This window comes from Niallia circulans (assembly GCF_003726095.1).
In the GTDB taxonomy this organism is placed as follows: Bacteria; Bacillota; Bacilli; order Bacillales; family Cytobacillaceae; genus Niallia; species Niallia circulans_A.
Map to the genome: position 1 here is coordinate 2,207,226 of NZ_CP026031.1, position 15,260 is coordinate 2,222,485.

At 35.1% G+C, this 15,260-nt stretch carries 18 protein-coding genes and 1 other annotated feature; all 18 genes read right to left on the reverse strand.

The genetic code is table 11. From position 1 onward, the window contains the following. Positions 1–226: 226 nt before the first annotated feature. The gene (gene rpmA / locus C2I06_RS10815) at positions 227–517 is read right to left on the reverse strand and encodes a 50S ribosomal protein L27 (protein ID WP_016201696.1); all 291 of its coding nucleotides are present in this window, start codon (positions 515–517) and stop codon (positions 227–229) included. 17 nt (positions 518–534) lie between these two features. Beyond that, positions 535–867: a ribosomal-processing cysteine protease Prp gene (locus C2I06_RS10820; RefSeq protein ID WP_123258042.1), complete on the reverse strand. Its 333-nt coding sequence runs from the start codon at positions 865–867 to the stop codon at positions 535–537. Positions 868–879: 12 nt separating this feature from the next. Beyond that, on the reverse strand, positions 880–1,188 hold the full coding sequence (gene rplU, locus C2I06_RS10825) for a 50S ribosomal protein L21 (protein ID WP_016201698.1): 309 nt from the start codon (positions 1,186–1,188) through the stop codon (positions 880–882). Positions 1,189–1,203: 15 nt separating this feature from the next. Further along, positions 1,204–1,283: a sequence feature (ribosomal protein L21 leader region), on the reverse strand. A gap of 81 nt (positions 1,284–1,364) precedes the next feature. Further along, positions 1,365–2,801 carry an Rne/Rng family ribonuclease gene (locus C2I06_RS10830; protein ID WP_249928302.1) on the reverse strand — a complete coding sequence of 479 codons (1,437 nt, stop codon included), beginning with the start codon at positions 2,799–2,801 and terminating at the stop codon, positions 1,365–1,367. Positions 2,802–2,947: 146 nt separating this feature from the next. Beyond that, complete coding sequence (locus C2I06_RS10835; RefSeq protein ID WP_095331599.1) at positions 2,948–3,814, reverse strand: M50 family metallopeptidase; 867 nt, start codon at positions 3,812–3,814, stop codon at positions 2,948–2,950. Continuing rightward, positions 3,807–4,577: a M23 family metallopeptidase gene (locus tag C2I06_RS10840; RefSeq protein ID WP_095331597.1), complete on the reverse strand. Its 771-nt coding sequence runs from the start codon at positions 4,575–4,577 to the stop codon at positions 3,807–3,809. The genes C2I06_RS10835 and C2I06_RS10840 overlap by 8 nt, the downstream gene beginning before the upstream one ends. A gap of 260 nt (positions 4,578–4,837) precedes the next feature. Continuing rightward, positions 4,838–5,641: a septum site-determining protein MinD gene (gene minD, locus C2I06_RS10845; protein WP_095331595.1), complete on the reverse strand. Its 804-nt coding sequence runs from the start codon at positions 5,639–5,641 to the stop codon at positions 4,838–4,840. Between the two features lies 1 nt (position 5,642). Then, positions 5,643–6,320, reverse strand: coding sequence for a septum site-determining protein MinC (gene minC, locus C2I06_RS10850; RefSeq protein ID WP_123258043.1), 678 nt, complete (start codon positions 6,318–6,320; stop codon positions 5,643–5,645). A 598-nt stretch (positions 6,321–6,918) separates the two neighbouring features. Next, positions 6,919–7,434, reverse strand: a complete 516-nt coding sequence (gene mreD / locus C2I06_RS10855; protein ID WP_095331591.1) for a rod shape-determining protein MreD — start codon at positions 7,432–7,434, stop codon at positions 6,919–6,921. Next, on the reverse strand, positions 7,431–8,321 hold the full coding sequence (gene mreC, locus C2I06_RS10860; RefSeq protein ID WP_095331589.1) for a rod shape-determining protein MreC: 891 nt from the start codon (positions 8,319–8,321) through the stop codon (positions 7,431–7,433). The genes mreD and mreC overlap by 4 nt, the downstream gene beginning before the upstream one ends. Positions 8,322–8,342: 21 nt before the next feature. Next, positions 8,343–9,365, reverse strand: coding sequence for a rod shape-determining protein (locus C2I06_RS10865; protein ID WP_047943598.1), 1,023 nt, complete (start codon positions 9,363–9,365; stop codon positions 8,343–8,345). A 168-nt stretch (positions 9,366–9,533) separates the two neighbouring features. Continuing rightward, positions 9,534–10,217, reverse strand: a complete 684-nt coding sequence (radC, locus tag C2I06_RS10870; RefSeq protein ID WP_095331587.1) for a RadC family protein — start codon at positions 10,215–10,217, stop codon at positions 9,534–9,536. A gap of 60 nt (positions 10,218–10,277) precedes the next feature. After that, positions 10,278–10,856 (reverse strand): Maf family protein, encoded by a 579-nt coding sequence (locus tag C2I06_RS10875; RefSeq protein WP_095331585.1) that lies wholly within the window; start codon positions 10,854–10,856, stop codon positions 10,278–10,280. Positions 10,857–11,165: 309 nt separating this feature from the next. Next, positions 11,166–12,266, reverse strand: a complete 1,101-nt coding sequence (locus tag C2I06_RS10880) for an SPOR domain-containing protein (protein WP_164463671.1) — start codon at positions 12,264–12,266, stop codon at positions 11,166–11,168. Between the two features lie 101 nt (positions 12,267–12,367). Beyond that, on the reverse strand, positions 12,368–12,823 hold the full coding sequence (locus tag C2I06_RS10885; protein WP_095331581.1) for a prepilin-type N-terminal cleavage/methylation domain-containing protein: 456 nt from the start codon (positions 12,821–12,823) through the stop codon (positions 12,368–12,370). Positions 12,824–12,853: 30 nt separating this feature from the next. After that, entirely contained in the window at positions 12,854–13,618 is a 765-nt protein-coding gene (locus C2I06_RS10890) for a pilus assembly protein PilO (RefSeq protein ID WP_095331579.1), read from the reverse strand. Further along, positions 13,615–14,265 (reverse strand): fimbrial assembly protein, encoded by a 651-nt coding sequence (locus tag C2I06_RS10895; RefSeq protein WP_123258045.1) that lies wholly within the window; start codon positions 14,263–14,265, stop codon positions 13,615–13,617. The genes C2I06_RS10890 and C2I06_RS10895 overlap by 4 nt, the downstream gene beginning before the upstream one ends. Before the next feature lie 2 nt (positions 14,266–14,267). Further along, a complete protein-coding gene (gene pilM, locus C2I06_RS10900; RefSeq protein WP_123258046.1) occupies positions 14,268–15,260 on the reverse strand; it encodes a type IV pilus biogenesis protein PilM in 993 nt (330 codons plus the stop codon).

Sequence of the window (15,260 nt, forward strand, 5' to 3'; positions counted from 1 at the left end):
AACAAACTATATACATAAGAGGCAACCTTCTTGATTGCATACAAAAAAGCAATTGATTTCTCTCTATTTTTCAACACTTAGACAAAAAGCCCCTCCTGCTTTTTGTCTAAGTGTTGAAATCATCCTTCACCTATCTGATCACAACATATATTCTTAATCAAAAAAATCTATCCCTTAACAAACAGATAGGCTGACCCTAAACGAGCCAGCCTATCTGAACATTATCTTATGCTTCTTGTGCTACTGGGTATACGCTAACTTGTTTGCGATCACGACCAAGACGCTCAAATTTAACGATTCCGTCAACTTTTGCGAATAGTGTATCATCGCCACCACGACCAACGTTTACTCCTGGATAGATTTTTGTACCGCGTTGACGGTAAAGAATGCTTCCACCAGTTACTAATTGACCATCTGCACGTTTAGCTCCTAAACGTTTAGAAATGGAGTCACGTCCGTTTTTAGTAGAACCTACCCCTTTTTTAGATGCAAAAAACTGAAGATCTAATCTTAACATTTCGTTCCACCTCCTATTTAATTATAAGTGATAGTTACGTATTTTCCATAGTCTCGTTCAATTGTTTCTAAAGAAACAATCATTCCCTCTAATAGAAGTTGAATTTTATCTCTTGTCTCTGCCGGAATATTTCCAGGAATCGTACAAGAAATAAAACCTCCATCCTTTCCTTGCTTTATAATGGGTGTAATACCAGTAAGAGAAATAACGGCATTAATGCTTCCAAAAGAAACAGCTGATACTCCTGCACACACGATATCATCCCCACTATTCGCAAAAAGAGCATGACCACTTATCGTAAAGGAATGAATGAGACCATCATTCGATTTGTTAATCGTAATTTCGATCATACAAATTCAACCTTATGCGTTGATCTTTTCGATAACGACTTTAGTGTAAGGTTGACGATGACCTTGCTTTTTATGATAATTTTTCTTCGCTTTATATTTGAAAACGATGATTTTCTTTTGACGGCCTTGTTTTTCAACTTTAGCTGTAACAGTAGCTCCTTCAACAACTGGACTTCCTACTTTTACATTTTCTCCGCCAACGAAAAGAACTTTATCAAAAGTAACAGTGTCACCAGCTTCACCGTTTAATTTCTCGATGTAGATAGCTTGACCTTCTTCAACTTTGATTTGTTTTCCGCCTGTTTCAATAATTGCGTACATTAAACTGCACCTCCTTAATAGACTAAGACTCGCCAATGACAGGCGTTTTGCGAAGCAAAAGCTTAATTACCTGCTATGTGCGGTTGTAGAGCACGGGTGCTACAAACAACATTAAAATACTAACATGTTTAAAAGATACTGTCAATCATATTATCTATTATTAGCATTATGGTGAATCATTTAACCATTCGAATAAAATAATCCGGCTTTGGAAATTCAGCTATTTCCATTTTAATCATAAAGCCTAATACTTCCTCTAATCGTTTTTTATGTTTATTTCCTACTCCCGTAAATAGAGTATGGACATCTTGTGATACGATAACTTCCACAAGTTCGATATCCATATGGCGATATTCCCATAACTCTCTTTCTAATTGAAAGGCCATACTACTTGCGCTATTCACTAAGCCTGTGCCTTCGCAAATCACACACTTACTTTGCAGTGTTTCGGATAAGGATTTCATCGTTTTCTTTCGGGTGAGCTGCAATATTCCTAGTGTAGTAAATCCAATTACTTTCGATTGTCTATTATCTGATTGCAATTCCTTCTCCAGGATATCCAGCACTTTCTTTTCTTCCTCGCTCTTCATATCAATAAAATCAATTAATATAATGCCAGAAAGGTCTCTTAATTTAATTTGCCTTGCAGCTTCCTTTGCAGCAAGTATATTTGTTTGAAAGACCGTTTGCTCTAACTGATGTTTCCCTTCATATTTACCTGTATTTACGTCAATAATAGTCGCCGCCTCAGCCTGATCGACTATCAAATAGCTGCCATTTGTTAGCCAAACAACTCTTTTCAAAGCTTTATCTATTTCCCTTTCGACATGGTAATAAGAAAATAAATTTTCATTTCCTTGATGAAACGAAACAGTTAAATGGGGGTACATCGCTTGCCATTTTTTCTGCTCTTCAAGACTATCCACAATAACTTCTCCCTCTTTCATTTGTTTAAAGAGAACATTCAACTGTTTAGTAAATTCATCATTTTCATAGACAAGCATTATTTTCTTTTGGCTAGCTTTTTGTTCCAATCTCTTATATTCCTGCCGTAATGCTTCGAGCTCTTCCTTTACTGTTTCTTCCGAACAATTAGCTGCAGATGTGCGAAAGATTAAGCCTTCTTTGTCTGTTTTTATACGACTCCCTATGCTTCTTAACTCTTTTTGCGCAGTATGAGAATGAATTTTTTTGGATACCGCTACATATCGCCCATAAGGCATATACACTAAATGCTCTCCGTTAATCTCAATTATCCCCGTTATTTTAGCACCTTTTGGCCCAGCAGCATCTTTTATTACTTGAACTAATACTCGTTCTCCTTGTTTTATATAAGATGAGACACTTTTCTTTTTTTTCTCCTCTAAAGTTCCATCACTCCGCACAAATGAAGCCATTTTCTCTCTCGGCAAATAGGCTCCTTTGCCTTCCCCAATTTCTACAAATGCAGCGTTCATTCCTGGGATCACCTTTGTCACTTGTCCTAAATAAATATTTCCAACAGTTGTTTTATATTGCGGCTGCTGGACATATATTTTTTCTACTTTCCCATCTTTTAGATAAGCAAATCTATTTTCTCTTGTTTTTATATTAATGATTACTTGATTCAACATCATACATCCTCTTTTTCTGGTTATCCTTTTATTGTAGCTTAGATGAAATGTTTTAGTAAACTTAAGGACCTATTTATTGGACAAATTTCAAGTAAACTCTAACTAAAGAGATCTCATCAGTAATCACCGTTTTAACTATGTATATCTTATAAGACGCATAGTATTTCTTTTATTTTTGCCGTTACGTTCTTTTCTTTAAAATAAACATGTAATAGCTCATTCTCATCCAAAATCGTGTTTTCTTTCCGCTTGGACCTTACAATAATCGGATGTTTGCATCCTCGATGAAATCGCTCTAACACATCCAATAAGGAATCGTCTTCTTGGACTTCTAGAGGAAGTAACTTTCTTAATTCAGTCGATTTCCCATAATATCGTTCCAGTAAAAATCGCATAAACAGAAACCTTCTTTGTTTCCATTCAAAATAAATAGAAAAAACTAAAAAACTAATAATAATCCATGCATTTACATTCTTCGGCATCATAATAAGAACCATTAACAGAAAGATTAAGGTTCCAACAATGGAAAAATAAAGCGTATATTTATGAGATTTGGGAAAGGAATTTTTCAAGGAAAATAAAAGAAACATCAATTTGCCACCGTCCAATGGCCAAATTGGTAGCAAATTAAAGAAAAGGATCATGAAATTATATTGAATAAAGGTATGATACAAGGATTCTGTGAAAATCCCCCACTGCCATAAAAGAAACCCTAATCCAACCAGCCAAATATGCTGTATAGGTCCAGATATTATAACGATTGCCTCTTCTCGCAAAGGACGATTTCCGTGTTCATCCATTTCCGCCACTCCGCCAAATGGTAATAAAGATATTTTCTTTATTCTCCACGAAAAAAATGCGGCAGCAAACGCATGACCTAATTCATGAATAAAAATAATCATAAACAATAAGCATAATTCATAAAAATGGGCAGTCATTACCCCGATAGCAATGACAACCCATAATAGTGGATGAATATGAAGGTACTTAAAAACGCTAAGAAACCTATTCAATTTCAATCACCTGTAAAGGATCGATAAAATCATCATTTTGCTTAATCGCAAAAAAGAATAAACCTAATGTTTCATCTCCTTCATATCTTGAAGCGTTTCCAACTTTTGTTCCTTTTTTAATATTTTCATATAACTTTACATCCACTTCTTCTAAGTTGCCATACCATGATTCACTCTGATCACTATGCTTAATAACGACAGTTTTTCCAAAGCCTTCTTTCTCGCCAATAAAGGTAATTTGTCCTTCATTAAAGGATTGTACCGTTGTATCTACTCCGGTTTCTATCGCAATTCTTTGCCCGTTTTTCTGAAATTCTTCTAATACCTTACCAGAAGCAGATAAAGCATATTGTTGCAATTGTTCTGTATCTTGTTCTTTTCCTTTTTGTTCCGGTAAAAAAGCTAATGGTTTACCGAATTTCTCTTCATACCAATCTGTAACAACCATAAAATTAAATTCTGTCGACATTGCTTGTCTAATCGCATTTTCGACTTTTGCTATTTTTGTGGATGGATGGTCTACTATGATGGCAACAGCAAGAAAAAGAATAGCTGCTCCTAAAATTTTCAACATAAATAAATCTTTTCGAAATAAAGGGTGAATTTTAGGAGGGTAATTTTCCTCTTTTGATGAAAACGTATAATCGAAGTTGTCCTCTTCATCAGACCAAAGCACTCGGTTATCAATATTTTTTTCTATTCTCGCCCGTTCTTTTCTTCTTCTCTCGATTTTTTTTCTAACCTCATCATTTCTTGACCCCATATACTCCTCTCCCCTAACATACTTGTCCTCTTTACCCTATATTTATGTTAGGGAGCTATAAGTTATGCCACTAATAAAAGAATGGTAGAGATATAAAAAAACTGTAAAGAAATAAATTGATTACGCATGAATCAATTTACTCTTTACAGGGCCAGCTATTACGATTATCTCCTATCAGCAGATAGAAGTTTCGTTCATATTTTAAAACAGTTTCGCAACCGACTTATTTATACAAGTTTATAAATTTACAATCGTTGTATTTATCTAGCACCAAAGAATGTCTTAATTTTTGCAAACACGCCTTTTGATTCTTCTTCTAACTGCTGCAAAGGAACCGTTTCGCCTAAAATTCTTCTTGCAATATTTCGGTAAGCAATCGCAGATTTACTATTGGGGTTTAAAGCAATCGGCTCCCCGTTGTTAGAAGCTCTTATAACCGCATCATCATCTGCTACAATTCCCAATAAATCAATGGATAGATGGCTAGTTACTTCATCAATATCTAACATATCGCCATTTTTCACCATATGATTTCTAATTCTATTGATAACAAGCATAGGAGGTTCCATCTGCTCTTCTTTTTCCAATAACCCAATTACTCTATCTGCATCTCTAACAGAAGATATTTCAGGAGTCGTAACAACAATGGCTTTATCCGCTCCAGCCACTGCATTTTGATATCCCTGTTCAATTCCTGCAGGACAATCAATGATGATATAATCATAATCTTGCTTTAAGCGAAGAACCAATTCTCTCATTTGATTTGGTCGTACAGCCGTTTTATCACTCGTTTGCGCAGCAGGTAATAAATATAATAGATCATCAAATCGTTTATCTTTCACAAGCGCTTGATGAATTTTACATCTTTCCTCCACCACATCTACTAAATCATAAATGATACGATTTTCTAATCCCATCACGACATCAAGATTTCGCAAGCCAATATCTGTATCTATTAAACAAACTTTTTTCCCTTGTAACGCAAGTGCTGTTCCAATGTTTGCAGAAGTGGTCGTTTTTCCAACTCCACCTTTTCCTGATGTTATAACAATTGCCTCTCCCATCTTAATATCCTCCTTCCAATTTCAGCAAATTAGGTCTTAAATGTGGTAATACTTGTAATCTATCAATCTTAATGACACTGTCATTCACATATGCACATTCCATTTCTCTTGTTTTTTCAGATGAGGTATTTCCAAGCTCTCTCTCAATAAAACGACTAATTCGAATTTGTGTCGGTTTCATAACGGACGCAGCAATGACCGCGTCATCCTTCCCATTATATCCAGCATGAGCTATTCCTTTTAACTGTCCCATAATATAGATGTTGCCGCCGGCGATTACTTTTCCACCTGGATTCACATCACCTATTAATAATAAATCACCGGGGACCTCTAAAACTTGACCAGAGCGCACAATACTGGTTATCGATTTCAATTCATTTTGTTTTAGCCAGTTCTCCGCTTCTTTCTTTGTCACTAAATTACTATTAATCGCTTGAACAGTTAAATTTTGTTTTTCCTGAATGAGATGAATAATGGTTTCTTTTTGTTCATCTGTTACATATCTATTTCCAAGCTCTACTGTCACTTTTATGTCTCGATTTTCATTATGTAGACTGGAGCTCTCATTCAATTTATACTGTAATTCCTTTAGTAGATCCTCGTAAGAACAATTATCATATAGATGCAAACTCAGCCCATTTTTTGTTCCTTTAATTGTTACTAGTTGCCTTTTTTTCATTTCAAGTTGTTCACCTCTGTAAGAAAAGCGTAAGCGTCTCTTTATCCTGCTTGGACATAAAGACATAATACATCTATTTCATCCACCATACTAATAGTCTATCGTTCCTTAGATATAAGACGCAAATGCTCGGATATCGTTATACTTATAAATCTCACTTTGCATAAAAAAGCGCAAACATCCTTATCAAATAAAGAAGAGCTATCGATTCTAAACAAGTATCATGCTGTCTATTAGATGATACAAGTCTCCTAATCGATCCAACAATTTAATTTGATAGATGGTTGGCACTTTAACTTAAAGCATTTACTGCTTTGCATAAATGCTGTTTCCACATGCAAAAATAATGTTTTACTTCTCCGTTCACTTTTTAAATAAGTGTCTTTCACCAACACTATGATATAACATTAAAGACTTTAGACCTTTATTTCTAATTCCTTTTTATATCATTCGACAAACGCTTTTAAAATTCCTTTTCGAGCTAAATATATTTCTTCTCAAAAAGAACAAAAGACAAATAGTCACTAATCAAATAAATTTCAGATTGTTGACAACTTAATGTCCAACCTGAAATTTATTATCATGCATTCTAACTATATCATTCTTTTAACTCTGCTGCATACTTCTCAAATAATCGTTTATAAGGATAAGCGACAATGATGATAAAAATAAGATTTAATCCTAAAGACGGTAGAAGTCGTAAATGTAGGAAACTCGCAAAATCAATCGTTGTCAAATTTATCACTTTTATCATTTGATACACAATCATTTCCAGTGCCGAAACAGCGAGTAAATTCATCACAGATACAACAACAATATTACTATGAAAAATTTTCATCAATTTATTAAAAATATAAATGATAAAAGGAAAAGTAAAAAAGTAGATACCTAAAATTTCTGTATAAACAATATCAAAAAGTAGTCCAAAAACAAAGCCATATATGACACCAACATTTCTATTTCCATAAACAGAAAAGAAAAGGATAGTAATGAGCAAAAAGTACGGGACAAAAATCCAGTTTTTCCCAAAAGGATCTGTAGGGAGCAACTCAAGAAATACACTCTCCAAAATAAACATAAAGGAAATTAAACAGCCAATTAAAACTTTTCTCATTGTTCTTCCTCTTTAGGAGATAACGCTGCCCTGTCTACCACCATTACATGCTCAATATCATAGAAGTCCGCTGCCGGCTTAATGTATACTTTCTTCTGCAGTCCATTTTCATCTGGCTCTACTTTATCTACTGTACCAATAGCTAATCCCTTCGGAAAGACTCCACCCATACCTGAGGTTGTAACAAGCTGACCTTTTTTCACTTTCAACCCATTAGGAACTTCTTCCCAAGTCATAATTAATTGCTTTGTTTCTTTATCATAATCAGCAATAATCCCAAAAACTTCGGATTTTTCTTTCTTCTTTTTACCATCATCTTTTGACTGAATAAAAGCAGAAATTCGATTAGCTGGATCTTCAGAACTAAGCAGCTGCACAGTCGCAGTATTAGGTGCTACTGACTTTATTTTTCCTATTAACCCAGCAGAAGTTATAACCGCCATATTTTTCTCTACGCCGTCATTATCTCCCCGATTAATGGTAACTAGTTCTGTCCATTGAGAAGGATTTCTCCGAATTACCGTTGCTTTCATAAGTGTGTAGTCACTTAATGACTCTTTTTCTTCCAATGTTTCCTGTAATGCCTGTACATCTTTTTTGAGACCTTGAACCTGATATTTAAGCTGAGCATTTTCCTCTAGCTTTGCCTTTAATTCTTTATTCTCTTTATATGTATCTTGCAAGGATTGGACATTATCAACAAAACCCACCACATAATGGGCAGGTCTAGATACAAGGGTTTGAACCCAGCCGGTAGTATCCTTTACGAATTGTTCCGGCCAGGTTAATTTGTTTCGATTACTCAATGAAAACCCTATTAATGCCACGAGAATAATGATGCTAACAAGCAATATAATCAAGCGTTTATTCATAAAAAACTGTGGCATGCTTCTACACCTCTACTAAAATTATCGTGAATCTTTTGCTTTATTTTTGAATAAATGAATATGGTCTAAAGCTTTACCAGTTCCGATAGCTACACAATCCAATGGATCTTCTGCTATCACAACAGGCATTTTTGTTTCTTCACTGATAACTTTATCAAGATTACGAAGCAATGCTCCACCACCTGTTAGAACTATACCACGATCCATAATATCTGCAGCTAATTCTGGAGGCGTTTTTTCTAACGTTACTTTGACTGCATCAACAATTGCAGCAACTGTATCTTTTAACGCTTTCGAAATTTCATCTGCAGTAATTTTAATTGTTTTTGGAAGACCTGTTAATAAGTCTCTTCCGCGAATATCCATGTTTTCAATTTGATCTGGGTTTCCAGCACTGCCAATTTCCACTTTAATGCTTTCAGAAGTTCTTTCCCCAATCATCAAATTATACGTTTTACGAATATAGTTAACGATTGCGTCATCCATTTCATCACCAGCAATGCGAATGGATTGACTAGTAACAATACCACCAAGGGAAATAATAGCTACCTCTGTTGTACCACCACCGATATCAACAACCATACTACCAGTTGGCTCCCACACTGGAAGATTAGCACCAATAGCAGCAGCAAAAGGCTCTTCAATCGTATAGGCATCTCTTGCACCAGCTTGACGTGTTGCATCAATTACAGCTCTTTCTTCTACAGCTGTAATGCCTGATGGTACACAAACCATTACATACGGTTTGCCAGAAAAATAGCCCTTATTCTTTGTTGCTTGTTTAATGTAATATTTCATCATCGTTGCTGTTGTTTCATAATCTGCAATTACACCATCCTTCATAGGACGTAGTGCAACAACATTTCCTGGTGTTCTACCAATCATATTCTTTGCATCGTTACCAACCGCTACAATGCTCTTTGTATCGGTTTGTAGTGCAACAACTGACGGTTCTCTTAGTACAATTCCTTTACCTTTTACATAAACTAGCGTATTTGCTGTTCCTAAATCAATTCCAAGATCTCTTGTTCCAAAACCTAACATAAATGTATCTCCCTTTCTGAAACTAATGCAATATTATAAAGTAGGTAGATGTTCTCCTCTTTGTAATTTCCTTTAAATGTTACTTATCTATATTTTGTCATGTTTAGACATAAATAGCCAAAAAATCATAAATTATATTATAGCTTATATCTACAAAAAAGAACAGTATCATACATACCCTTTTTCTTTTAAGCTGATAAATTTATTTTCCCCAATTATGATATGATCTAGCAGATCAATACCAATTATTTTTCCACATTCCACTAATCTTTTTGTCACTTCAATATCCTCTCTGCTTGGGGATGGATCGCCTGATGGATGATTGTGAAGACAAATGATAGAAGCTGCAGATCTTCTAAATGCTTCTTTATATACTTCTCTAGGGTGGACGATACTAGCATTTAAACTACCAATAAAAATGACTTGCTTATGCATGACTTGATTCTTAGTGTTTAAATATAGACAGACGAAATGCTCCTGAGTTAGAAATCTCATTTCATTCATCATATATTTGGCAGCATCCTCTGGTGATCGAATACAATATCGATCGGTAAATTCTAAATTGGAAACACGTCTCCCTAATTCAATTGCTGCCATCAATTGAATCGCTTTTGCCGTTCCAATTCCTTTCATTTCTTTTAACTCATCAAGACTTGCATCCTTCAATAAGCGAAGTCCATCAAAATGGACTAAAAGTTTGTTCGCTAATGTTAATACAGATTCATTTTTGGAACCTGTTTGAATCAAGATAGCAAGCAGTTCATGATTTGCTAAACTTTTTGGTCCCTGTTTCATAAAACGTTCTCTTGGTCGTTCATCATTTGGAAAATCTCTTATTAATAGTGAATCCATTCTTTCTTAGTTCCTCCCTATCATTTGATTTTGGGAAGAAAAGAATAAGGGACCTTTGAATTATTTAGGCATATTGAAGCCTTTCGCTTTCAATTCGCGTACCGTTCGAGAAATCGGAAGACCGACTACGGTGAAATAATCTCCTTTAATTTCTTTCACGAGCGTTCTGCCTACTCCTTGAATTCCATACGCACCTGCTTTATCAAATGGTTCCCCGGTGTCTAAATAATCGTGTATTTCTTCATCTGTTAATTCCCAAAATAACACGTCTGTTTTTTCATAAAATGTGGAACATATTCCATTTGCCATAATGGCGACACCAGTGTAGACAGAATGCGTTTTGCCAGAAAGTTCTCTTAACATACGAAACGCTTCCCCATGCGAAGCAGGCTTGCCTAATATCGCACCATTAAGATATACTATCGTATCAGCACCTAGTATATATGGATACTGTTCATCAGCATAAATTGCTTCAACTTTTCGTCTCGCTAATTCCATGACAATTTCATTAGGAGAAAGAGAAGGATCGAAACTTTCATCTACATTACTACTGGATATTACAAATGGTATTTGGAGTTCTTCAAGGAGCTCTTTTCGTCGAGGAGAAGAAGAGGCCAATATGAGGGTTTGCTTTAACATGATTACACCTACCTACTATTTCAAATTGTGAGATACAGATTAATCCTATCAAAGAATTCGCCGATATACAATTTTGAAACGAAAAATTTTATATAATAGTAAATAAAATGTAATATGACGAAATTTGTAGAAATATTTATACAATTAATACAAAAGATATTTTTGCCTATTTAGTTGTATTGCGGCAGATAATCTATACTCTAGTCAATCGTTCGAAGCTGTATAGATGGGGTACCATTCCCCATCAACTTTCCTTTGAAACAAAGAAAAGGAGCCACCGTTTAATAAACAGTGCGCTCCCCTAATCCATTATAATGAGACATATACAGCTAAATAGTCTAGCAATTTCTGGTGAACTTCCGCTATTTCGTTCTCGCTGCTCTTTTCCTTTAATTTTATGGTAAGCTCACCACCTTCTAAAAGATAGGCTGCCATTTTTTTTACTTTTTCATTAGTAAACTTGGCTGTTTTTTTCTCGTCGACTAGAGAGAGTGCCTTCTCTAGCTTATTTTTATCCTCCGTTGCAATAGATTGATCAAATTGAACACTTGTTACCATTTGCAGAATGGCAGAATAGATAGCGGACGATCCTTCAATAATCTCCTTCTCTTCTTTCGAGACATTTTTCACTTCATTGCCACTAAACACCATCTCTTTTGCGTAAGTATCTTTTACTTGTTTCTGCCATGCTTTCGCATTCTCCAAATTACTCACAACACCAACAAGAAGAAACTGCTGCTTATCTATCGGAAGAATTTGACTCTTCTTCCCTGCATCTGTTAGCTTCTGCTGCTCGCTTTTCGCACGCTCTACATTAGAGAAAACTCCCTTTTGAAGGACATATGTAGTAATATCCGGTTTGGTAGCACTTTCTGTTGTCGATACAGCTTGTCCACTTTTAGGTTTATCGGAAGAATCATTGGCCAAAGCTGCTATTTTTCCATTTGTAGTGTTGCTTTGATCATTGCTTACCATGTTTAATAAAATAAATCCAAAGCTAGTGCCTAAGATGACAGCAAAAAATACAGCAAAGAAAATAGAAGCAATTACTTCCTTTGGCAACCGCTTTTTCTTTCCCTCTTTCTCTTTTTTGCCTTTTTTGAATGGTTGCTTGTCCTTTTTATTTACAGACGATTGAAAGCTAAATATACTTTTTTCTTTATTTTTTGCTGGAATTTCCTCTGATGCGGGCAAAATCCAATCAAAGCTTTCCTCAAATTCAGCTTCTTGTCCAGCCGCAGACTCTTCTTTAAAAATATCCTGTTCTTTTCCTTCGCTATTTTGATCCTTATAAAAAACAGAAGGTTCACTCCGCTCCACCATGTCGTCATTGTCCTTATTTTGGAATGGACGGTCATTTCCGTTGATCTTAATCGTTATCGTTTTGCGATTCTCCGGTTTTTCATTCACTCGTCCTACCCCCATTTCCATTTATTTCGTTAATCCTATCATACAAGCAAAAAAAAATAACAAGACTTTTGTCGTCTTGTTATAGAATGATTTCGTCAAATTCAGTTGTTGTTAGACACAATCTGACTTGGAGAAAGATCGTTATATTGTATAGCTTGGTCTACTCCCTCTTCTTCTGTACAAAGCTTCCGATTTTCCCCTTTTAAACAAACAGCAATCGCTATGTTATTTTGAATGGTTACATAGCTTTTATCTGATGGAACTAACTCTCGATCTGTATCTGGATCATGAAACGTGCCCATATACCCACTTTCAACAAGTTCAAAGTAAGTGATTCTTTCCTTTGCATCTGCTCCACTAGTTGTCGCTTCCTTAATATAAAAATCAGTAGCTTCCTTCATATTCCATGCGTTTGCAATAAAAGCTCGATCGCGCATATCTCCTATTACTTTTAAGACAGAGGGAATCGCTATTGCAGCTATTATTCCAAGTATGACAATCACAGCAAGCAATTCCATCAAGGTTAATCCCTTATTATTTAGTCTAGTTTTTAGCATCGCTAGACCCACCTTCTTTTTTCAGTTCCTCTATTGATCTTTACTATTTTCTAATGTTCCAGTATCAAAAGGATTCTTTCGTTCAGATACCTTTGGTGGATCCAATTGCGGAAGATCCTCCATTAAATCAGTTAATGTCGGATAATAATATACAGACACTGTTAATTCAAAATCTATTTGTTGATCACTTTCTTCAACGGCGATGATTTCTTTAGGTCCAGTAATATTTAAAGAATCAACGGTCATAATACGCTGAGAGGATTGGATTTTTTCTAAGAATTTTTCTAGTTCAAAATAAGTAGCTGCCTCTCCTATCATATTGATTGTTGTTTGATGGATACCACTTGGGAGGATGATTTCTTCTGTATTTTTCTTTTCATCTGTTTCCCTATTTTCTTGCTTGTTGGCATCATCGATTGCTTCATCTGCTGTAGAAACTTCTCCATCTGTAACATTTTCATCAACGTCAGATCCATTCACACTTATTTCTAGTATATTCGAATCAGAAATAATTTCTGCTTTTTCTATTTCAAGAAGCGCCTGTTCTAATAAGCGTTTAACCGGTACCTTTTTCTGCAACTCGATAGTATTCGTACTTGTTTCTGAACCAGTCGATTTTAGTTTGGATTCCAAAATATCCGCTTGCTGCTCTGTCATTTGCAGCTCCGTTTTTTTCATAGCTAGTTCATTATTTAAAGGCATTAAATAGAAATAATAACTATATATCGCTCCTAATGCGAGGAAAATAATGCTAAATGCAAACCATATCATTGGCTTATGATCGCTTAATTTCATGGGGAATCCTCCCCTTTTTCATTTTTGTCTTTTTGCTTTTCCATTTCATCTCGCAGCTTTGCTTTATTTAGGACAAATTCGTAGCTTGCAAAATAGCGAGGTTCCACTTCTGATTGTTTTAAAATATCAATGGCTTGATTTACTTGTTCGCTAATTTTATTTTCAAGTACATCGGTTGATTTTCCTTCCGTCAAAAGCGCCTCGTCTATCCAGCTAATTTCAAGCAAAGAATTTAAATAATAGGCAGCATCACTTTTTGTATCAAACTGGACAATCATGTTTGTCTTATGGTCATCAGATACCTTTAGTTCCTGAATAAAACCTCTTTCCGGCAAGTTCTTTGTTAATTCCTGCAGAAAAAGAACATAATCCATTGATTGATTATTCGCCCAACTGATTGCTGATTCAAGGCTTTGGACAGACTGTGAACTTTTGTACCTCTCTAACTTCTGATTGTAAGTATCAACCAGATTAGTCGTCATTTTTAACGAGTTTTCTGTTGCCGTTAATTCAGCTTTTTTAGTCATATACTGCCAGATAAATAAGCCTATTAATAAAAAAGTAATCAAGAAAGCTAGGATAATCCAAAGCAATTGCGACTTTCTCTTTGGTTCTTTTTTAGGAAGGAGGTTAATTTCTACTAACATTTTTACACCTCTTTTAATCCTAAACCAATGTTTAAAAGGAAACTCGATGGTATAGGCTTATTAGAAACTGATTGGTTCACTTTTAATTCAAAAACAGGAATTTCAAAACGATTCACCATATTTTCAATAATGGCAGAAAGCCACGGATGATCACCTGTTACTACTAATTTTGTTACTAGTTTGTCACCCTTATTTAAAGTATAGCGATAGAAGCTCATCACTTTTTCTAATTCATTATAAACATCTTCAAGACCATTCCAAACTTCAGTATGATCGCCAGTAAATGTCAGCTTTTCTTGCAGTAGTAACTCATCTGTCGTAACGGTCCAGTGGTCTTCCTCCATCTCTTGTAATAAATGTCTCATCAATAAAGGATAATGTTCTTCAAAAATACTTGCGTTCACTGTTTTAATATCGATTTCAACTAACATGATAATGTCATTGTCTTCGACTTTTTCAGAGCGATAGAAATAGCGATATAGTGCTAACGCAGATATATCAGCAGATTGTGGCGATAATTTCGCCTCTTCTAATAAATCCGCATACTGGGCGACACTTTCTTCTGGTGAAGCAAATAAAATAATTTGCTGCTTATTTTTTTCTTTTGCTTTCAATAGATAATAATCAAATACAGGATCCTCGAATGGCAAATGAATCGATGTTCCAAGTTCCATATACAAGTACCCTTTAATTTCATCTTCGCTTACATCTTCCGGAATAGGGAGCTTTCGAATGACAATGGAGGAGTCAGGAACTAGAAAACGAACTTGTTTTTTTGATAGTTTCCATTCATCCACACATTCTTCTAAAATCCATAAAAAATTCTCGACATCTTGAATCACTCCATCATGAATTAATCCAGGCGGCAAATAGCGTTCTCCAAAATTTTGCACTACAGCATCTTGGGAATTCTTCATTTCCACAAATCGTATTACATGATCTTTTATGGTTAAGTTAACTACTTTATTTTTTCCAAAATTAAAATTTAATGCCAT